This is a genomic window from Nonomuraea sp. N2-4H, assembly GCF_045291505.1.
GTDB lineage: Bacteria > Actinomycetota > Actinomycetes > Streptosporangiales > Streptosporangiaceae > Nonomuraea > Nonomuraea fastidiosa.
The window spans coordinates 1,755,798-1,775,422 of the sequence record NZ_CP147987.1 but is presented as its reverse complement, the minus strand read 5'-3'; the positions used below and the strand labels follow the sequence as shown (position 1 = coordinate 1,775,422).

Genomic DNA, 19,625 nt, shown 5'->3' with positions numbered 1-19,625 from the left:
CAGGCCCCAGGGGATCCCCGATCAGGCGCAGGTGTAGCCGGAAGGCGTCTGCGTGTCGCCGTTCGGGCGGTTGACCTGGAATCCGAAGGTGGTGCTCGCGTTCGGGGCGAGGTTGCCGTTGTAGGCGGCGTTCGTGGCGGTCACGGTCTGGCCGCTGACGGTCAGGGTGGCGTTCCACGACCCGGCCAGGGTGTGCCCGGCGGGCAGGGTGAAGGTGACCGTCCAGCCGTCGATGGCCGTGGTGCCGGTGTTGGTGACGGTCACCGGCTGCACGACGTAGCCGTTCTGCCACTCGGTCTGCACGGTGCCGGTGGCGGTGCAGCCACCGCCGCCGCTCGGACCTTCCTCGGTCGTGAACGTGGCGGTCGGCGAGTTGCCCGACAGGTTGCCCGCGCCGTCACGTGCCCGCACGTACACCTGGTACTCCGTGTCCGGCGTCAGCCCCGTCAGGGTGATCGAGTTGGTCGAGGTCTGCCCGAGCAGCGTGTCCGTCGAACCCTGCTCGCGGTAGACGTTGTAGCCGGCCAGGCCGCTGCCGCCGCTGTCGGTCGAGGCGCTCCACGACAGCGTGGCCGAGTTGGAGGTGATGTTGCTCGCCGTCGGCGTGCCCGGCGTGGTCGGCGGCGTCGTGTCGTCCGTGCCGGAGCCGCTCGCCAGCGTGTCGTGCACGGCGTCGTAGGAGCTCTTCTTCTGGTAGTTCTCGTCGTAGATCAGCGCCGCGCCCTCACCGCCGAAGGTGTCGGGCACCCACGAGTGCTTGTCGGTGAAGCCCCAGATCGTCACGCCGGCGCAGGCCTCGACCGCCAGGCAGGCGTTGACCACGTTGCGGTAGTAGGTGGCCTGGGTGGCGTCCTTGGAGGAGTCGCGCGGCATCTGCATGCGCACGTCCAGCTCGGTGATGCGCACCTGCACGCCGAGGTCGGCGAAGCGCTGCAGATTCTGCTGCAGGTCGTTCGGGAAGCCGTACTGGATGGCCAGGTGGCTCTGGAAGCCCACGCAGTCGACCGGCACGCCCTGCTGGCGCAGCGAGCGGACCAGGTTGTACATCGCGGTGCTCTTGGCGTTGATGCCCTCGACGTTGTAGTCGTTGATGCACAGCCGGGCGTCGGGGTCGGCGGCGCGCGCGGCCCTGAAGGCGTCGGCGATGTAGCTCTGGCCGAGCGTGTTGTACCAGAACGACGTGCGGAAGTTGCCGTTCTCTTCGAAGACCTCGTTGACCACGTCCCACGAGACCACGGCCGGGTTGTCGGCGTAGCGGCCGACGACCGTCGAGATGTGGCGCTCGATCGCCTCACGCATGGCGCTGGCGCTCAGGCCCTGCACCCAGCCGGGGGTCTGCTGGTGCCAGATGAGCGTGTGGCCGTGCACCTGCTGGTCGTTCTGGACGGCGAAGTCGACGATGGCGTCGGCGCCGGAGAAGTTGAACTGGCCCGGGTTGGGTTCGGTGGAGTCCCACTTCATGGCGTTCTCGGCGGTCACCTGGTTGAACTCGGTGGCCGCGATGTTGCGGTAGGCGGTCTCGTTCGACAAGGGGCCGGTGGCGAGCGCCGCGCCGATGAACTTGCCTTTGGCGGCCGCGTGCGTACGCAGGGGCGCCGACGCCTCCGCCGAGACGGCGGGAAGGAGGAAGGTTGCGAGTAACCCCACTAACGTGAGGGCTCTGAGGAGCGAGGACGAATGCACGGACATCTACCTCCGGAGGCAGGCACTCGATTCCGAAAGTTTCGGCCCCGTGGGGACCGCTGAGCAGACGGTATTGACATGCTCGTCAGCCGGTCAATAAGGCGGTTGAGCCGGAGCTGAATGAGCAGTTGGCGGGCAGAAATTATCGGCCATGCAATGAAACTTTCATTGCCAAAGGACCGGCCATTCGCCGTCTAGCGCGACGTACCGGCCGGTCGGTACTGTGAGGACCGGAACAATCGTCCACTGCGGGAGTACTGCGGATGTCTCTTTCGCATGACCAGGTCCAGGCGCAGCTCACCGGCCCCGGCCAGCTCTTCGAGATGGAGGAGATCGACGGCACCGGCGTACGCACGTGGAAGCACGCCCCGCCGGACTTCCGGGCGCTGCTGGAGATGAGCAGGAACCACGGCGACCAGGTCTTCCTCGTGTACGAGGACGAGCACATCACGTTCGAAGAGCACTTCCGCCGCGCCGCCGCCCTCGCCCGCCGCCTCGTGGACGACTACGGCGTGACCAAGGGCGACCGGGTGGCGGTGGCCATGCGCAACTACCCGGAATGGGTGATCTCCTTCTCCGCCGTGCTGGCGACCGGAGCCATCGCGGTGCCGCTCAACGCCTGGTGGACGGAGTCCGAGCTGGCCTACGGGGTACGCGACTCCGGCGCCAAGGTGCTGATCGCCGACGGCGAGCGCGCGCCCAGGCTGGCCTCGACGGGCGTACCGATGATCGTCACCAGGGGCGAGCCGCCGGCCGGTGCGCGCGCGTTCGCCGACGTGCTGGGCGAGGTGCCGGCCGACGCCGCGCTCCCCCAGGTCGAGCTGGCCCCCGACGACCCCGCGACGATCTTCTACACCTCCGGCACCACCGGCAGCCCCAAGGGCGCGCTGGGCAGCCACCGCAACATCGGCCAGGCCCCCATGACGGTCGCCTACGGCCTCATGCGCGCCGTCGCCCTGTCCGGCAAGGACGTCTCCCAGGCCGCGAGCACCCGCAGGATCACCCTGCTCACCGTGCCGCTCTTCCACGTCACCGGCTGCTTTTCGGCGATGACGACCGCCATGTTCAGCGGCGGCGGGCTGGTGCTGATGTACAAGTGGGACCCCGAGCAGGCGCTGCGGCTCATCGAGCGCGAGCGCGTCACCACCATGATCGGCGTGCCCACCAACGCCTGGCAGCTCATGTCCCACCCCGACTTCGGCAAGTACGACCTGTCCTCGCTGGTCAACCTGGGCTACGGCGGCGCGCCCGCACCGCCCAAGCTGCTGGAGCGCATCACCACGAACCTGCCCGACCGCGCACCCTCCAACGGCTACGGCATGACCGAGACCAGCGCCCTCGCCATCGGCAACGGCGGCGCCGACTACCGCGCCAAGCCCGACAGCATCGGCCTGCCCTCGCCCGTGGTGGACGTGCGCGTGGTCGATCCCGCGGGCGTGGAGCTGCCGCCCGGGGAGGTCGGCGAGCTGTGCGTACGCGGCCCCAACGTCATCCTCGGCTACTGGAACAAGCCGGAGGCGACCGCGCAGACGTTCGTGGACGGCTGGCTGCACACCGGCGACCTGGCCAGGATCGACGAGGACGGCTTCGTCTACATCGTGGACCGGGCTAAGGACATGGTGATCAGGGGCGGCGAGAACGTCTACTGCGCCGAGGTCGAGGCCGCCCTGTTCGAGCATCCGGCGGTGGACGACGCGGCCGTGATCGGCGTGCCGCACGACGAGCTCGGCGAGGAGGTCGGCGCGGTGCTCCGCCTGACGCCCGGCGCCTCCGTCACGCCCGGCGAGCTGCGCGAGTTCCTGTCCTCCAGGATCGCCAAGTTCAAGATCCCCGTGCACTACTGGTTCCGCGACACCGAGCTGCCCCGCAACCCCGGCGGCAAGATCCTCAAGACCCACCTGCGCCGCGAGGTCCTCGGCCTGTGACGTCTGGTGCCGGCGGCTCCCCTCGCGGGGGCCGCCGGGCGCTGTGACGGGCCTCACAACGTGTGCTTCTCCCCTGGTCGGACGGCCTGTCCCCGCTCCCGCTTACCTGGCGGGTAATCGCGGCGGCTACCCGCGTCCTGGCATCGTCCTCGGTGTCAGCACGAACGAGGTCACCGCCGAAGGAGCCGCCATGACCGCCCTTCCGATCACCACCGGCCGTACGAAGTTCCTGCGCCTCGCACTGGCCGCCGACGCCGCCGTCACGGGCGTCAACGGGCTGGCCTACCTCGCCTTCGCCGCCCCCATCGGTGCCCTGCTCGGCCTGGACGCGGCGCTGTTGCGCGGTATCGGCGCCTTCCTGCTGGTCTACGCCGCGGCCGTCGCCGTCCTGGCCACCCGCCGCGCCATCAGCCCGGCCGGCGCCAAGGCGGTGATCGCCGTGAACGTGGCCTGGACCCTGGGCAGCGTCGCCGCCGTCGTCACCGGCGCCGGCCGGCCTCACCACGATCGGCGCGTTCTGGGCGATCGCCCAGGCCCTGGTGGTGGCCGCGTTCGCCGAACTGCAGATCACCGGCCTGCGCAAGAGCCGCTGAGATCACCCGGACAAGGAGAGACCCGTCATGAGCACCCTCATCGACCGCTATGTCGCCTGCTGGAACGAGACCGACCCCGAGGCCCGCGCCAAGGCCGTGGCCGAGCTGTGGACCGAGGACGGCACCTACACCGACCCGCTCGCCGACGTCTCCGGCCACGCCGGGATCGCCAGGGTGATCGAGGCCGCGCAGGGCATGTTCCCCGGGCTCGTCTTCACCCCCGGCGACCTGTACGACAGCCACCACCACATCGCCCGCTTCACCTGGCACCTCGGCCCCGAGGGCGGGGAGCCGGTCGCCGTCGGGTTCGACGTGGTGGAGCTGGCCGAGGACGGCCGCATCCGCAAGGTCCTGGGCTTCCTGGACAAGGTCCCGTCCTGACACGACCTGGCAACGGCCGGCGGGCCCCAGGGACGCACTCCCGGAGCCCGCCGGCTTAATCATTTGCCCAGGCCACGCGCGATAACGGACAATTTCCACTCGTGCCATCAGCATTGAAGCGCCTGCTCCGCCACCTCGCGCTGGACGTGAGCCCGCTGCGCGACTCCCGCGACTACCGGCTGCTCTTCGGGTCCGGCGTCATCACCATGTTCGGGACGATGATCTCGATGGTCGCGGTGCCGTACCAGATGAAGCAGCTCACCGACTCCTACGTCGCGGTCGGCCTGGTGAGCCTGGCGGAGTTCGTGCCGATGGTGGTGTGCGGGCTGTGGGGCGGCGCCATCGCCGACGCCCTCGACCGCCGCAAGATCATCGTGATGAGCGAGCTGGGCCTGCTGGTCACCTCGGCCGCTCTCATGATCAACTCCATGCTGCCCAGTCCGCAGATCTGGGTCCTGTACGTCATCGGCGCCGTCTCCACCGGCATCGGCTGCCTCCAGCGTCCGAGCCTGGAGGCGGTGATCCAGCAGGTCGTCAAGCACGATCAGCAGGCCGCCGCGGCCGTCCTGTCGAGCCTGCGCTGGAACTTCGGCGCCATCGTCGCCCCCGCGCTGGGCGGCCTGATGATCACGGCCTGGGGCGTGGCCTCCGCCTACGTCCTCGACACGCTGTCCTTCCTGCTGTCGATGCTGCTGCTGTGGCGGGTCAGCTCGCTGCCCCCGGCCGCCGACGCCGCGCCCGCGTCGCTGAAGTCGCTGGTCGAGGGCATGCGGTACGCGGTGAGCCGCAGCGACCTCGTCGGCACGTACCTGGTGGACATGGCCGCCATGATCTTCGCGATGGCGACGGCGCTGTTCCCGTTCATCGCCGAAGAGCTGAAGGCGCCCCAGGCGCTCGGCCTGCTCTACTCCGCCTCCGCGATCGGCGCGTTGATCGCCTCGCTGACCGGCCGCTGGACGGCCCGCGTACGGCGGCACGGCCTCGGCGTGATCGTGGCCGCCGCGCTCTGGGGCGTCGCCGTGGCGCTGACCGCGCTGGCCCCGAACATCTGGATGATCGTCGTCTTCATCGCCTGCGCGGGCGCCGCCGACATGATCAGCGGCATCTTCCGCATGACGATGTGGAACCAGACCATCCCGCCGGAGCTGCGCGGCCGCCTGGCGGGCATCGAGCTGCTCTCGTACGCCAGCGGCCCCATGCTGGGCAACGCGCGGGCCGGCATGATGGCCCAGCTCGGCGGCACCCGCTTCTCCCTGGGCGCGGGCGGCGTGCTGTGCGTCGCCGCCGTGCTCGGCCTGGCCGCCGCCCTGCCCGGATTCCGCCGCTACGACGCCACGACCGACGAGCACGCCCTGGCGGAGAAGGCCCGCCGCGAAGCCTCCGCAACCGCCGACGCCCCCGCCTGACCTCGCCGGGGGCGCAGGCACTGCCTCCGCGTTCCACCGGAGCGGCCGAGGCGGGCCGATGGGGGTCGCCTCAGCCCGCCTCGCGCCACCCGTCGTACCGCTCGACCAGCTCGTCCACCTTCGCCAGCGCCGCCTCGTCCAGTCCCTCGGCCACGACCACCCACTGCGCGTCCTCGGCGTCGTCCTCCCCCGCCAGGGTCTCCCGCACCACCCGCGGCACCCCCAGCTCGGGAAACCACTCCCCCAGCGTCTCGGCCACCTCCTCGGCGTCCTCACGCTCGGCGAACACCAGCAGCTCCGCCATCTCCGTTCCTCTCGGGCTCCTCGACCGTGTCACGCTTTTCACCTGGCTCGATCACACTAGGTTGGTAGCGTTGGACCATGACTGCCGAAGCGGTGATCGCTGTGATGACGCCTTCCTCGCTCCCCGACTGGGTCTTTCCGCCACCGCAAGGCTTCTCCGCAGAAGATCTCGATCACATTCCGGAATTGCCCGCGCACACAGAGTTGATTGATGGAAGCTTGGTCTTCGTGAGCCCCCAGACCTCCTTCCACATGCGGGCCGTGTCGCTCCTCGAGGCCGAGCTGCGTGGGGCCGCGCCCGCCGGCGTTCGGGTCCGCCGCGAGATGAGCGTGGTCCTCGCCAAGGACCAGCGGCCCGAGCCGGACCTCTGCGTCGTCACGGAGGAGGCAGTGCGGGGCGGTGCGGAAACCTACTACGACGCGAAGGACGTCGTGCTCGCCGTCGAGGTGGTCTCCCCCGAGTCCGTCACGCGTGACCGCGAGCGCAAGCCACAGCTCTACGCGCAGGCCGGCATCCCGCACTTCTGGCGGGTGGAGGAGGACTCCGGCAAGCCGATCGTGTACGTCTACGAGCTCGACCCGGCGCTGCGTTCCTACGCCCGCATGGGCGTGCACCGCGACCGGCTGAAGGTGACCGCTCCCTTCGACCTCGACGCCGACCTCGCCGCGATCGACCGCATCTGAGCGCACGCACCGGGGCCGGAGCGGCGAAGCTCCGGCCCCGGGCGAACGGCTCAGCCGCGGAGCTGGGCGCCCACGCGGTCGGCGGCCATGGCCACCGCCGCGTCCCTTGCCGCCGTGGTCTCCTCCACGGTCAGCGTACGGTCGGGCGCGCGGAACCGCATCGAGTAGGCGAGCGACTTGTTGCCCTCGCCCACCTGCTCGCCCTCGTACACGTCGAACAGCCGGATCGACTCCAGCAGCTCGCCCGCGCCGTCGCGCAGCGCCGCCTCGACGTCGGCGACCGGCGTGAAGTCGGGCACGATCAGCGCGACGTCCTGGGTGGCGACCGGGTAGGCCGACACGGCGGGCGTCTGGACCGGACCCGGCATGGCGGCCTCGAGCCGGGACAGCTCGAGCTCCATCGCCGAGGTGCGGGGCGGCAGCCCGTACGCCTCGATGACCCGCGGGTGCAGCTCACCGGCGTGCCCCACCAGCGTGTCGCCCACGTAGAGCGCGGCGCACCGGCCCGGGTGCCAGGGCTCGTGCTGGTCGGCGCTGATGGACAGCTCGAGCCGTGCCTCCTCGGCGACCAGCCGGGCCGCCTGGACGGCGTCGGCCCACGAGGCCGCGCGCCCGCGACCCCACCAGCCGGACCGCTCGAACTCGCCGGCCAGCACCACCGCGACCCGCAGCGGCTGGTCGGGCAGCGCCGACTCGATGGTGGCCAGCTCGTCAGCGGTGGGCCGCCGCTCGACGCCGAGCACCGGGGCGACCTCGGGCGCGCCCTCGCGGGGCCGGTAGACGGCGCCCGACTCGAACAGCGCGACGTCGGTGAAGCCGCGGCCGACGTTGCGTACGAGGGTCTTCAGCAGGCCCGGCAGCAGCGTCGTCCGCATCAGCGGCTCGTCCTCCGACAGCGGGTTGGCCAGCCGGACGGCGCGGCGGCGCGCGTCTTCGGCGGGCAGCTGCATGCGGTCGAAGTCGTCGGGGCTGACGAACGGGTAGCTGAGCACCTCGACGTAACCCGCCTCGGCGAGCGTCCTGCCGACCCGCCTGCGCAGCCGCTGGCCCTCGGTGAGCCCAGCGCCGGCCGGGGCGGAGGGCAGCACCGACGGGAGGTTCTCGTAGCCCTCCAGCCGGATGACCTCTTCGGCCAGGTCGTTGGGGTCGGTGAGGTCGGGCCGCCAGGACGGCGGGGTCACCGTGATCATGTCGTCGCCGGTGATGGCCAGCTTGGCCGCCAGCTCCCCGCCGGTGACCACGCCGGTCGGGTCGACGCCGCCCTGCCGCACGGCCGGATCGGCGCCGTCGGTGACGACGCAGCCGACCTGCCGCAGGCGCTCGACCACGGTCTCCTTGGAGTAGGTCACTCCGGCCACCCGGCCCGGATAGCCGGCCGGGATCGCGATGCGGGCGGGCGTCACCTCGACGTCGGCGTGGGTGACGCCGGGCTGCACGGTGGCGCCGCCCAGCTCGGCCAGCATCTGCACGGCCCGCCACGAGGCGACGAGCGGCAGCTCGCGGTCGACGCCGCGCTCGAACCGCTTGGACGCCTCGGAGACCAGCCCGTGCCGCCGCGAGGCGCGGGAGATGCCGGTGGCGGAGAAGTGGGCGGCCTCGATGACGATGTCGGTCGAGGTGTCGGAGATCTCGGTCTCCAGGCCGCCCATGGTGCCGGCGATGGAGATCGGCCCCGACTGGTCGGTGATGAGGATGTCGTCGGGGTCGAGCTCGCGCACCACGTGGTCGAGCGTCTCGAGGCGCTCGCCCGCGACGGCCCTGCGCACCACGATCTCGCCGTTGAGCTTGCCGCGGTCGAACGCGTGCAGCGGCTGGCCGAGCTCCAGCATCAGGTAGTTGGTGATGTCGACGGCCAGCGAGACCGGGCGCATGCCGACGCGGTGAAGGCGTACGCGCATCCACAGCGGGCTCTTGGCCTGCGGGTCGAAGCCGCGCACCTCGCGCAGCACGAACCGGTCGCAGGCGGTCGGGTCGGCGATGGACGCCGGCCACGACGGCTCGGTCTCGGCGGGCGGCTCGACGTCGGCGGGGTCGCGGAAGGCCACCCCGAACGCCGTGGCGACCTCGCGCGCCACGCCGCGGATCGACAGCGCGTAGCCGATGTCGGGGGTGATCTCCAGCTCGATGACGTCGTCGCGCAGCCCGAGCAGCTCGACCACGTCGGTGCCGATGGGCGTGCCGGCCGGCAGCACCATGATGCCGCTGTGGTCGTCGCCCAGGCCGAGCTCGCGCTCGGAGCAGATCATGCCCTCGGACATGCGCCCGTACGTCTTGCGCGCCCCGACCTCGAACCCGCCGGGCAGCACGCCACCGGGCAGCACGACCGGCACCCGGTCGCCGGCGGCGAAGTTGGTGGCGCCGCAGATGATCATGCGCGGCGTCGCCTCGCCGACCTCGACCTTGCAGTGCCTGATCGGCTTCTTGAAGCCGGTCAGCTCCTCGATCTCCAGCACCTCGCCGACGACGACGTTCTTGACGTCGTGGCCGTGCGAGGTGATCGACTCGAGCTTGAGCCCGGCGGCCGTGAGCTTGTCGGCCACCTCGTGGGCGGTGACCGCCGGGAGATCGACATACTCCCGCAGCCAGGAAAGCGGGACCTTCATCAGATCTCCATTCCGAACGGGAGCGTGAAGCGCACGTCTCCCTCGACCATGTCACGCATGTCCTCGGCGTTGTGGCGGAACATCAGCGTCCGCTCGATGCCCATGCCGAAGGCGAACCCGGAGTACCGGGACGGATCGACGCCGCAGGCGACGAGCACGCGCGGGTTGACCATGCCGCAGCCGCCCCACTCGATCCAGCCCTCCGACTTGCAGGTGCGGCAGGGCGGGTTGCCGGGCACCGCGGAGGCGCCCCGGCAGACGAAGCACTTGAGGTCCATCTCGGCGGACGGCTCGGTGAACGGGAAGTAGTTGGGCCGGAACCGCGTCGTGATGCCCTTGCCGAACATCACCTCGGCGAACCGGTCGAGCGTGCCCTTGAGATGGGCCATCGTCAGGCCCTCGTCGACGGCCAGGCCCTCGGTCTGGTGGAAGACCGGGGTGTGGGTGGCGTCGAGCTCGTCGGTGCGGAACGTCTTGCCCGGCGAGATCACGTAGACCGGCAGCTCGCGCTGGAGCAGCGCCCGGATCTGCACGGGCGAGGTCTGCGTGCGCAGCACCATGCCGGAGTCGGTGGAGCCGACGAAGAACGTGTCGTGGTCGGAGCGCGCCGGGTGGTCCTTGGCGATGTTGAGCGCGTCGAAGTTGAACCACTCGCCTTCGAGCTCCGGTCCCTCGGCCACTTCGTAGCCCATGGAGACGAACGCGTCGGCGATGCGTTCCTGAAGCGTGGTGAGCGGGTGACGGGCGCCGCGCGGCCGACGGTCCCACGGCAGGGTGACGTCGACGGTCTCCTCGATGAGGACGCGGGCGTCGCGCTCGGCCTCCAGCTCGGCCTGGCGGGCGGCGAGCGCTTCGTTGATGGCCTTACGGGCGGCACCGACGCGCCTGGCCTCGGCGCGGGCGGCCGGCGGCAGTGCGCCGATCTCGCGGTTGGCCAGGGCGATGGGCGAGCGGTCACCCGCGTGCGCCAGCCTGGCCTGCTTGAGTTCGTCGAGGTCGCCGGCCGCCTTGATCGCCGCGATGGCGTCGGCCTCCATCCGGGACACCTCGTCGGCGTGCAACGGTGTCACCTCGACGGGATCGTAGTCAGACAAGAGTGAGCTCCGTATCCAGGGCTTGAGCGGAAGAGAGTCTAGTGGGGCCTGCCCACCGGGCCCGAACGCGACGACTAGACGCCGGCGAAGTCGGGCGTGCCGGTGGGCAAGGTAAATCGGAACTCAGCTCCGCCCTCGGGCGCGCGCTGCACCGTGATCGTGCCGCCGTGCGCCTCGACCAGGCCCTTGACGATGAACAGGCCGAGACCCGTGCCGCCCCGGCGGCGGCTGTTGCCGCCCCGCCAGAACTGCCTGAAGACGCGCGGAGCCAGCTCGGGCTCGATGCCCTCGCCCTCATCGCGCACCGACACGGCCACTCCCCATTCGATGGACTCGATCTCGATTGTCACAGTGCCGCGCCCGTGGCGCAGCGCATTTTCCACCAGGTTACCCAGAATCTGGTCGATCTTGTCCTGGTCGAGCCACATCTCGGGCAGGTCGTCGCCGACGATCAGCCGGAAGCGGTCCTCCGGCTCGCCGGCCGCGACCCGGCCCGCGATGAGGCGGCGCGCCCTGGCGGGCAGGTCGACGACCTGGCGGCGTACTTCGAGCCGCCCCGACTCGATGCGGGAGACGTCGAGCAGCTCGGTGATGAGCCGGGTGACGCGGTCGGCGTCGTTGTTGACCGTCTCCAGCATGACGAGCTTCTGCTCTTCGGTGAAGCGGCTCCACTTCGCGAGCAGCGTGGCCGTGAAGCCCTTGACGCTGGTCAGCGGCGAGCGCAGCTCGTGGGCGACGGTCGAGACCAGGTCGGCGCGGCTGCGCTCGAGCCGGGCGCGCGCGCCGCCGTCGCGCAGGGTGATCGTGACGCGCTCGACCTCGCCGCCGCGCTCGGGCTCGCGGACCAGCCGGGCCGCGACGTAGAGCTCCTGCCAGGCCGGGCAGGTGCAGCGGCCGCTCGGGCACCCTGATCCGGGTGCGCAGCCCGCCCTCGGGGTCGAGGGCCTTCCACCAGTCGCGCCCGTCGTGGTCGCGGAACGGGAAGACGTCGTTCATGTGCCGGCCGACGGCGCGCTCTGCCGGGATGCCGGTGAGCCGCGTGGCCGCCCGGTTGACGGCCAGCACGCGCCCGTATCGGTCGGTCACGATAAGGCCGTCGGGGAGATCGTCGATGGCTATCGTGCACGCGGCCGCGACTACTCGCCCGTCGGTGTCTGCGCCGTGCACGCCTCGCCTCCTCCGCCTACAACGCCGACAATAGCGGGTTTCCGGTCGCCTAGGGCACCCGCTGCGCCCTGGCCGAGGAGTAAAGGCACACCGCCGCGGCGGTGGCCAGGTTCAGGCTTTCCGCCTGTCCGTAGATGGGCACCCTGACCACATCGTCCGCCTCGGTGAGTATCTCCTCAGGCAACCCCCAGGCCTCGTTGCCGAAGATCCACGCGGTCGGTCCCGAGAGATCGACATCGTCGAGCGTGTGCTTGCCCGCGCCGTCGGCCGCCAGCACGCGCAAGCCCCGCTCCCTGAGTTGACGCACGGCGGGCCTGACCGGTGCACCGATCGTGACAGGTAGATGAAAAAGGCTTCCGACGCTGGCGCGCACGCACTTGCCGTTGTACGGGTCCACCGACGCGTCGGTGAACACCACCGCGTCCGCCCCCGCCGCGTCCGCCGCCCGCATGACGGTCCCCGCGTTGCCCGGGTCGCGCACGTGCGCGAGCAGCGCCACCAGCCGCGGCTCGCCCGCCAGCGCCTCGTCCAGCGGCACGTGGACGAGCCGGCAGACGGCCACCAGCCCCTGCGGGGTGACGGTCTGCGACAGCTCGGACATGACCTCGCCGCTGGCCCGGTGCACGGGGATGCCCTTGAGCGTGGCCTCGGTGATCAGCTCGGAGTGGCGCAGCTCGGCCTCGGCGGTGCTGAACAGCTCCAGCGTGACCCCGTCGAGCTTGAGCGCCTCGCGCACCGCCTGCGGCCCTTCGGCCAGGAACTTCCTGTCCTGCTCGCGGAAGGCGCGCTTGGTGAGCCGCCGGGCGGCCTTCACCCGCGGCGATCTCACGTTGGTCAGCTCGGACCCGGCCATCGTCTCCCCCAAGTCGTACGGACGCTGCAGCCCGCTGGTTCAACCGCAGTGCGTGCAGACAGCAACAAAGGGCCCACCGTCATCGGTGGGCCCCTCGGTCAGGTCAAGCGCTTCAGCCCGCGGCCGGAGCGTTCACGTTCGCCGGGAGCGCCTTCTTGGCGGCCTCGACGAGCGTGGCGAAGGTCTGGCTGTCGTTGACCGCGAGGTCGGCGAGGATCTTGCGGTCGACCTCGATGTTGGCCAGACGCAGGCCCTGGATCAGACGGTTGTAGGTGATGCCGTTCTGCCGGGCGGCGGCGTTGATGCGCTGGATCCACAGACGACGGAACGCGCCCTTACGGTCCTTACGGTCCCGGTAGGCGTACGTCATCGAGTGGAGCATCTGCTCCTTGGCCTTGCGGTAAAGGCGAGACCGCTGGCCACGGTAACCGGTCGCCCTTTCGAGAACGACCTTGCGCTTCTTCTTGGCGTTGAGCGCCCGCTTCACGCGTGCCATGTTTCTTCTCCCCGGGGTTCGCGCTACTTGGCGAGCAGCTTCTTGATCTTCTTGGTGTCGGCGTCGGAAAGGACGACCTCGTTCTTGAGACGGCGCGTCAGCGTGGACGACTTCCACTCGTTGTAGTGCGCGCGGTTGGCACGGCGACGCTTGATCTTGCCGGAACCGGTGAGCCGGAACCGCTTCTTCGCACCGCTGTGCGTCTTCATCTTCGGCATGATCGCCGTCTCTCCTCGTTTCGGTCGTGCCGGTGGCCGGGCCGGTGCTTTCCGACCCGGTCGCGGCGTCTTGGTCTACCGGTGGCTGGCTGGGGTGTTTGTAAGGCTAACCCCAACCGAAGGTCACGCTTCCCGTGTGGAAGAGCCCTCGTTGCCACGTTGCGCCTTGGCGGCGGCCTTTTCGGCCTTGGCCTCGGCCTTCTTCTTGTGCGGACCGATCACCATGATCATGTTACGGCCGTCCTGCTTGGCGTGGGATTCCACGAAGCCGAGGTCCTGGACGTCTTCCGCGAGCCGCTGCAGCAGCCGGAAGCCGAGCTCAGGCCGGGACTGCTCACGCCCGCGGAACATGATCGTGACTTTGACCTTGTCTCCCGCCTTGAGGAACCGCACCACGTGACCCTTCTTGGTCTCGTAGTCATGCGGGTCGATCTTCGGCCGGAGCTTGATCTCCTTGATGATCGTGTGCGCCTGATTCTTGCGCGCCTCGCGCGCCTTCATCGCGGACTCGTACTTGAACTTGCCGTAGTCCATGAGCTTGCACACGGGCGGTCGAGCCGTGGCCGCGACCTCGACGAGGTCGAGGTCGGCCTCCTGGGCGAGCTTCAGCGCGTCGTGAATGGAGACGATGCCGACCTGCTCGCCGTTCGGGCCCACGAGGCGAACCTCGGGAACTCGGATACGCTCGTTGATGCGGGGCTCAGTGCTGATGGGGCCTCCTAGGTTTGCGATCCCTACGTGCTCGTCGTTACGGAGCTTTTCACGAAAACGCGAAAAGCCCCGCACGTCGCGCATGCGGGGCCACTGAGCTCTTCGGCTTTCGTGGCCTCGAGCTCCCCGGAGAAGTCCGGCGTGATCCTGGACCCGGCCACCTCGCGGCGACTCAGGTGGGAGGGAGACCTCCGCTTGCGCGTCCAGCAAGGCATGCCGGACCGATCAGAGAGCTACACTACCACAACGCCGGAGCGTTCTCGAATCATCCCGCCGGGCCGTCCGCATGCGCGGCGGCCTCCTGGCGGCGGCGCAGCTCGGCCTCTCCCGCGGCACGCATGGCCTCGACCGGCACATCGGTCATCCCGGTCATCAGCTCCACCTGCCGCACCGCCTGGTGCAGCAGCATCTCGAAGCCTCCGATCACGATGCCGCCCGCGTCGCGCACGGCCGTCGCCGCGGCGGTGGGCCAGGGCGCGTACACCACGTCGAACAGGGCCGGCACGCGCGCCAGCCGGCTCGCGTAGGCGTCGGCCGCGCCGCCCGGCAGCGTGGAGATCACCAGATCGACCTCGATGCACGCGTCGAGCTTGGCGAACGTCTCCACCGCCAGCGCCACGCCGAGCCGCTCGGCCACCGCGGCGGTCTCCCCCGCCCTCGCGGGATCGCGGACGAGCAGCGTCGCGGAGTAGAGCCCCAGGCCGCGCAGCGCCGCCAGCGCGGAGGCCGCCGTCGCGCCGCCGCCCAGCACGGTCGCCGAGCGCGGCGCGGGCACCCCGGCCTCGGCCAGCGCCCGCTCGATGCCGTAGACGTCGGTGTTGTCGCCGTGGCGCCGCCCGTCGCGGAAGACCACCGTGTTGGCCCCGCCGACCTCGACGGCCAGGTCGGAGACCGTGTCGAGCAGGGGCAGCACGGCCCGCTTGAGCGGCATCGTGAGCGACAGCCCCGCCCAGGCTCGGTCGTCGCCGCCGCCCTGCCCGCGTACGGGGGTCAGCTCGGCCAGCAGGCCCGGCAGTCGTTCCTCGTCACACTCGAACGCCTCGTAGCTCCACCCGTCGAGCCCCATCGCCCGGTAGGCGGCCCGGTGCAGGTGGGGCGAGAGCGAATGGCCGATGGGCGACCCCATCACGGCAGCTCGCATCACGCACGTCCTTTCCAACCAGGCAGCACCCTACCGCCGTCCGGCGGCCACCCGGAGGCACCACGTCGCCCTGCCCTGGAGCACCCGTGCCGAGCCGCCCCGGACCGCCGCTTCAGGTACCGCCCGCACAGCTCGTCGGACCGCGTCGCATCGTGCCGAGCCGCCCCGGACCGCACATCCGGCCACCGCCCGCACAGCTCGTCGGACCGCGCCGGATCATGCCGAGCCGCACCTGGCCGCGGATCCAGGCACCGCCCGCGAGACGTCCGGCACACCCCGACCGCTCGCGCCGCCTTCTAGCGCGCGCCCGCAGGAGGGCCGCTTCGGGCATCCGCGCGCCGCGTGGAGTGCGCGAGCGACGGGAGGCCGCCCCGGGCCGCACCGACGCGTCCCGTGAAACACGCGAGCGCCAAGAGAGCCGCCTCCAAGCACGCCGGCGCGTCCCGTGAAACGCACGAGTGCCGGAAGGCCCGTCTCCGGGCGCCTGCCCGCGCGTCCCGTGGGGTGCGCGGGCGGGTGCCCGGAGGTGAACGACCCGGCCTTCGGCCGTCCGTAAGTGAACGGCCGGGTCAGCCGCCGCAGCCGCCGTTCGCCCTGCACTTGGCGACCAGCGCCTGGTGCTCGGTCTCGGTCTCGGCGAACTCGGTGACCTGGCTCTTGGGGTCGGTGGCCACGAAGAACAGCCACTGCCCCTTGGCCGGGTTGAGCGCCGCCTCGATGGCGTGGTCGCCGGGGTTGGAGATGGGCCCTGGCGGCAGCCCCAGGTACTCGTAGGTGTTGTACCGGGACTTGGTCTTCAGGTCGGCGCCGGTGGCGTACGTGCCGAACTTGTTCAGCGCGTACATGACCGTGCTGTCCATCGACAGCTTCATCGGCGGGTTGCGCGAGAGCCGGTTGTAGATCACGCGGGCGATCTTCGGCATGTCCTCCTGGCGGCCCGCCTCGGCCTGCACGATGCTCGCGATCGTGATGATCTCGTGCGGCGTGTAGCCCAGCTCCTTGGCGCCCGCTTCGAGGTCGAGCTTCTCTGCCGTCTGGTTGAACCTCTTCACCATGGCCGCGAGGATCTGCTTAGCCGTCGACTTGGGCTGGAACTCGTACGTCGCCGGGAAGGCGTAGCCCTCCAGCTTGCCCTTGGCGTACTTCGGCAGGTCGAGGCTCTCGGTGTCCTTGGCCGCGGCTTTGAAGTCCTTGAGCGGCCTGCCGGTCTTCTCGGCGAGCTGGGTGAGCGTCTGCGACAGCCGCAGGCCCTCGGCGATGGTGAAGGTGTCGCGCAGCCGCTTGTCGTGGTCGAGCAGCTTGACGGCCTCGGCGGCGGCCATCTTCTTGCGCATCTTGTACTCGCCCGGCTGGAGCGAGCCGCTCTTGTTCGCGTTCGCGATCGCGTTGGTGAACGCTCTCGCGCTGGCCACGACGCCCTTGCGCTCCAGCTCCTGCGCGACCTCGGAGGCGCTCTGGCCGTCCTTGATCTCGATGATCACCTCGCCGGTGCCGGCTCCGGTGTAGTCATCGGGTACGAGAGCGTCGTTGATCCAGCGGTAGCCGTAGTAGCCACCGCCGCCGATGATGCCGGCCAGCACGATGAAGGCCAGCAGCGGCGCGAGGAAGCCACCGCGGTTGCGGCGCCTGCGACGGCGGCGACCGCGTCTGCCGCCCCGGGAACGGCGCCGAGGCGAGCCTTCGTCGTCCTCGGGGCCGAGCAGAGTGTTGAGATCGAGATCGTTCATAGATGCGCTGGCCAATCTCCCGGCACTGCCCGCCAGGCGTCAAGCGGATCTGCCCAACCGGCTGGTATCACCGAGCGAAACGGGGGTAGCCGCCGGACGCACCAGGACGACCGACGGGGATCACTCTGGGTAGCCATGCTAGGGGACGGAAAGAGGACGCATGCCCCATATGGGGACATTTGCGCCGGGACAGTGCGGGTCCCATCGAACATCAGCTCGTCCCGAGGTTCTTGTTCAACTCTTCCCGGTATCTCACGAACTCGCTCTCTTTGTTGGTGAATTTGGTGATTCTATGCGCGGGATCCGTGGTAACAAACCAGTGCCAATCGCCTTCAGCCGGGTTCAGAGCGGCCATCAGTGCCTTCTCGCCGGGGTTGGCGATGGGCCCTGGGGGCAGCCCCTTATGCCGGTAGGTGTTGTAGGGAGAGTCCACCTTGGTGTCACTCTCCGTCACTCTCAGTGTCCTCCGGTTCTGCGCGTACAGCACCGTGCTGTCGATCTCCAGCGGAGTGCCTTTCGCCAGCCGGTTGTAGATCACCCTAGCGATCTTCGGATAGTCCTCGTCCGTGCCGCCCTCTGCCTGGATCATGCTGGCGACCGTGACGACCTCAAGCGGTGTCAGGTTCACCCGCTTCGCGCCCTCTTCGAGGCCCACGTGGCGGGCCGCGGCGGCGAACCGCTCGACCATCGCCGCCAGCACGTCCACGGCGGTGTCACCGGGCTCGATCTCGTACGTGGCGGGGAACAGGAAGCCCTCCAGTCCCGGGGCGTACTTGGGCAGGCCGACGAGGGCCTTGTCCACCTTGCGCAGCTCCTCGATGGGCAGCCCGGCCAGCTTGGACAGCCGGCTGAACACCTCCTGGACCCGCAGCCCCTCGGGCACGGTCACCCGCCGCACCACCCGCGATCCGGGCTTGAGCAGCAGGTCGAGCGCGGCCACCGCGGCCATGCCCCTGCGCAGGCGGTAGTGGCCGGGCCGCAGCCGGTCGGTCACCGCGCGCTCCTCCGCCGCCCGTACGAACGACTGCGCGCTCGCCACCACCCCGGCCTCGGCCAGCGCCGAGCCGATCGTGTACGCGCTCGACCCCGGCGTGATCCGCACCGTCACCGAACCGCTGCCCGGCCCTTCGAAATCGGCGGGACTGAGGTACGGCTTCATCACCGTGATCGCGCCCAGCCCGAGCGCCAGCACGCCCGCAAGCAGCCCGGCCGACAGCAACCCGGCCTTCCGCAACGCCTTCTTCCGCCGCCCAGGCTCCTCCTCACCGCCGGCTGCGGAACGGCCCTCGTCCGCACCTCCGGTACCGCTTCCGGGCGGCTTTTCGTCTCCGGCTCCGGTTAGGGCCTCAGCTCCCGCCTCGGTCGCGCCCTCGGCCTCCTCGCCCTCAGCCGTGGCCTCGGAAGCGTGATGAGCCACGGAGGCACGCTCCGCCCCGGAAGGGGCTTGACCCGCCGTAGCGGGCTCTGCCCCGGAAGCGCCTTGACCCGCCGTAGCGGGTTCTGCCCCGGAAGCGCCTTGACCCGCCGTAGCGGGCTCTGCCTCGGAAGCGGCTTGAGCCGCGGAGCCGGGCTCTCCCTCGGAAGCCTCCCGCGCCTCGGCACCTGCCCGCTCCCCTGCTGAAGCGGGCGGCCCACCAGGCGCGGCCGTCCCACCGGAGGCGGCACGAGCCGCCGAAGCGGACTCCGGCCCGAAGGCGGACTGAGCCGCGGAGCCGCGCGCGGCCTCGGCAGCAGCCTGGGCCTGCGCGGGCTTCTGGGCCTGCGCGGGCCTCTGGAACTCCGACTCGGCCCGCGACGTGGGCTCCAGCCCTTCAGCAGCCGCGTCCGAGCCGGCCTCGGCCGGTCCTTCAGCCTCAGTCCGTGTTCCGGGTGTCGGCGGGTGGCCGGAGGAGGAGCGGTCGGAGCTTTCGGGCTCGTCCTCCTCCGGCAGGAACGGGATCACGTCGCCGAGGTCGTCCTCGTCGCCCGGTGTCCTGGTCATGCGACCACCTCACCGGCCGCGCAGGACGCCGGATGCGCGCCCCGGACAGGACGACCGCACCGGGCAGGACCGCACCGGGCAGGGCGACCGCACAGGCCGGGAGGACCGCCCAGAGGGAAGCCGGTCACAGCGGTCCGAAGTGAGGGCCGCCGGCGCTGTGGTGCGAAGGCCGGCGCGCTCATTGGGCAGGTCCGTCGGCCGCGCGTGGCGGTTCGACGGGCCTGCCTGGTGGTCTTTCTGTGGCGCGCTCGGAGTCGAGCGCGTCCTGCAACAGCACGACGGCCGCCGCCTGGTCGACGACGCCGCGCTGCTTCTTGGCCCGCACGCCGCTGGCCCGCAGGCCGTGCTGCGCGGTGACCGTGGTCAGCCGCTCGTCGAACAGGCGGACGGGCGTGGGCGCCAGCCGCGCGGCGAGCTTGGCGGCGAACTCGCGCGCCAGCCCGGCGGCCTGGCCCTCGCGCCCGGACAGCGAGGTGGGCAACCCGACCACGACCTCGATCGCCTCGTGCTCGGCGACGATGGCGGCGATGCGGTCGAGGTCGCCCTTGCCCCGCTTGACAGTCTCGACCGGCGTGGCCAGCAGCCCTGACGGGTCGCTGCGGGCCACGCCGATGCGCACCGAACCGACGTCGACGCCGATTCGTGAACCGAACCTCATG

The 19,625-nt window shown here is 70.6% G+C and carries 16 protein-coding genes and 1 pseudogene; 4 read left to right on the top strand and 13 right to left on the bottom strand.

Annotated elements, in window-relative coordinates; all coding sequences use genetic code 11:
* Window positions 1-21: 21 nt before the first annotated feature.
* Window positions 22-1,647, bottom strand: a complete 1,626-nt coding sequence (locus WBK31_RS08085; protein WP_378784057.1) for an endo-1,4-beta-xylanase — start codon at window positions 1,645-1,647, stop codon at window positions 22-24.
* A 299-nt stretch (window positions 1,648-1,946) separates the two neighbouring features.
* Between WBK31_RS08085 and WBK31_RS08080 the strand changes: the two genes are divergently transcribed.
* From WBK31_RS08080 to WBK31_RS08070, 3 genes are all read left to right on the top strand, one after another.
* Window positions 1,947-3,608: a class I adenylate-forming enzyme family protein gene (locus WBK31_RS08080; RefSeq protein ID WP_364070378.1), complete on the top strand. Its 1,662-nt coding sequence runs from the start codon at window positions 1,947-1,949 to the stop codon at window positions 3,606-3,608.
* 620 nt (window positions 3,609-4,228) lie between these two features.
* Entirely contained in the window at window positions 4,229-4,582 is a 354-nt protein-coding gene (locus tag WBK31_RS08075) for a nuclear transport factor 2 family protein (protein WP_364070382.1), read from the top strand.
* 101 nt (window positions 4,583-4,683) lie between these two features.
* Window positions 4,684-5,988 (top strand): MFS transporter, encoded by a 1,305-nt coding sequence (locus WBK31_RS08070; RefSeq protein WP_364070385.1) that lies wholly within the window; start codon window positions 4,684-4,686, stop codon window positions 5,986-5,988.
* Window positions 5,989-6,058: 70 nt separating this feature from the next.
* Here WBK31_RS08070 and WBK31_RS08065 read toward each other — a convergent pair whose 3' ends face one another.
* On the bottom strand, window positions 6,059-6,292 hold the full coding sequence (locus WBK31_RS08065) for a hypothetical protein (protein ID WP_364070387.1): 234 nt from the start codon (window positions 6,290-6,292) through the stop codon (window positions 6,059-6,061).
* Between the two features lie 77 nt (window positions 6,293-6,369).
* Here WBK31_RS08065 and WBK31_RS08060 point away from each other — a divergent pair, with 77 nt between their 5' ends.
* Window positions 6,370-6,975: a Uma2 family endonuclease gene (locus WBK31_RS08060; protein ID WP_364070390.1), complete on the top strand. Its 606-nt coding sequence runs from the start codon at window positions 6,370-6,372 to the stop codon at window positions 6,973-6,975.
* 50 nt (window positions 6,976-7,025) lie between these two features.
* Here the strand turns inward: WBK31_RS08060 and WBK31_RS08055 are convergent, their stop codons facing one another.
* The 11 genes and pseudogenes from WBK31_RS08055 to ruvX form a co-directional block, all read right to left on the bottom strand.
* Entirely contained in the window at window positions 7,026-9,578 is a 2,553-nt protein-coding gene (locus WBK31_RS08055) for a phenylalanine--tRNA ligase subunit beta (protein ID WP_364070392.1), read from the bottom strand.
* A complete protein-coding gene (pheS, locus tag WBK31_RS08050; protein WP_378790120.1) occupies window positions 9,578-10,615 on the bottom strand; it encodes a phenylalanine--tRNA ligase subunit alpha in 1,038 nt (345 codons plus the stop codon). Before pheS ends, WBK31_RS08055 begins: the two co-directional genes overlap by 1 nt.
* A 131-nt stretch (window positions 10,616-10,746) precedes the next feature.
* A pseudogene (locus WBK31_RS08045) lies at window positions 10,747-11,839 on the bottom strand (ATP-binding protein).
* Window positions 11,840-11,888: 49 nt separating this feature from the next.
* A complete protein-coding gene (locus WBK31_RS08040) occupies window positions 11,889-12,692 on the bottom strand; it encodes a TrmH family RNA methyltransferase (protein WP_406674562.1) in 804 nt (267 codons plus the stop codon).
* Window positions 12,693-12,804: 112 nt separating this feature from the next.
* Complete coding sequence (gene rplT, locus WBK31_RS08035) at window positions 12,805-13,188, bottom strand: 50S ribosomal protein L20 (protein WP_148031211.1); 384 nt, start codon at window positions 13,186-13,188, stop codon at window positions 12,805-12,807.
* A 23-nt stretch (window positions 13,189-13,211) separates the two neighbouring features.
* Window positions 13,212-13,406, bottom strand: coding sequence for a 50S ribosomal protein L35 (gene rpmI, locus WBK31_RS08030; RefSeq protein WP_026215152.1), 195 nt, complete (start codon window positions 13,404-13,406; stop codon window positions 13,212-13,214).
* A gap of 123 nt (window positions 13,407-13,529) precedes the next feature.
* Window positions 13,530-14,117, bottom strand: coding sequence for a translation initiation factor IF-3 (infC, locus tag WBK31_RS08025; protein ID WP_364070428.1), 588 nt, complete (start codon window positions 14,115-14,117; stop codon window positions 13,530-13,532).
* A gap of 265 nt (window positions 14,118-14,382) precedes the next feature.
* Window positions 14,383-15,258 carry a shikimate dehydrogenase gene (locus WBK31_RS08020; RefSeq protein ID WP_406674561.1) on the bottom strand — a complete coding sequence of 292 codons (876 nt, stop codon included), beginning with the start codon at window positions 15,256-15,258 and terminating at the stop codon, window positions 14,383-14,385.
* 569 nt (window positions 15,259-15,827) lie between these two features.
* Window positions 15,828-16,985: an endolytic transglycosylase MltG gene (gene mltG, locus WBK31_RS08015; RefSeq protein ID WP_364070401.1), complete on the bottom strand. Its 1,158-nt coding sequence runs from the start codon at window positions 16,983-16,985 to the stop codon at window positions 15,828-15,830.
* Between the two features lie 211 nt (window positions 16,986-17,196).
* A complete protein-coding gene (mltG, locus tag WBK31_RS08010) occupies window positions 17,197-18,402 on the bottom strand; it encodes an endolytic transglycosylase MltG (protein ID WP_406674560.1) in 1,206 nt (401 codons plus the stop codon).
* A gap of 742 nt (window positions 18,403-19,144) precedes the next feature.
* Window positions 19,145-19,624 carry a Holliday junction resolvase RuvX gene (gene ruvX, locus WBK31_RS08005; protein ID WP_364070407.1) on the bottom strand — a complete coding sequence of 160 codons (480 nt, stop codon included), beginning with the start codon at window positions 19,622-19,624 and terminating at the stop codon, window positions 19,145-19,147.
* Window position 19,625: the final 1 nt, after the last annotated feature.

Coding starts and splice junctions, on each gene's coding strand:
- WBK31_RS08080 (WP_364070378.1), top strand. CDS start 1,947: ATGTCTCTTTCGCATGACCAGGTCCAGGCGCAGCTCACCGGCCCCGGC.
- WBK31_RS08075 (WP_364070382.1), top strand. CDS start 4,229: ATGAGCACCCTCATCGACCGCTATGTCGCCTGCTGGAACGAGACCGAC.
- WBK31_RS08065 (WP_364070387.1), bottom strand. CDS start 6,292: ATGGCGGAGCTGCTGGTGTTCGCCGAGCGTGAGGACGCCGAGGAGGTG.
- WBK31_RS08060 (WP_364070390.1), top strand. CDS start 6,370: ATGACTGCCGAAGCGGTGATCGCTGTGATGACGCCTTCCTCGCTCCCC.
- WBK31_RS08055 (WP_364070392.1), bottom strand. CDS start 9,578: ATGAAGGTCCCGCTTTCCTGGCTGCGGGAGTATGTCGATCTCCCGGCG.
- pheS (WP_378790120.1), bottom strand. CDS start 10,615: ATGGAGGCCGACGCCATCGCGGCGATCAAGGCGGCCGGCGACCTCGAC.
- WBK31_RS08040 (WP_406674562.1), bottom strand. CDS start 12,692: ATGGCCGGGTCCGAGCTGACCAACGTGAGATCGCCGCGGGTGAAGGCC.
- rplT (WP_148031211.1), bottom strand. CDS start 13,188: ATGGCACGCGTGAAGCGGGCGCTCAACGCCAAGAAGAAGCGCAAGGTC.
- rpmI (WP_026215152.1), bottom strand. CDS start 13,406: ATGCCGAAGATGAAGACGCACAGCGGTGCGAAGAAGCGGTTCCGGCTC.
- WBK31_RS08020 (WP_406674561.1), bottom strand. CDS start 15,258: ATGCGAGCTGCCGTGATGGGGTCGCCCATCGGCCATTCGCTCTCGCCC.
- mltG (WP_364070401.1), bottom strand. CDS start 16,985: ATGAACGATCTCGATCTCAACACTCTGCTCGGCCCCGAGGACGACGAA.
- ruvX (WP_364070407.1), bottom strand. CDS start 19,624: ATGAGGTTCGGTTCACGAATCGGCGTCGACGTCGGTTCGGTGCGCATC.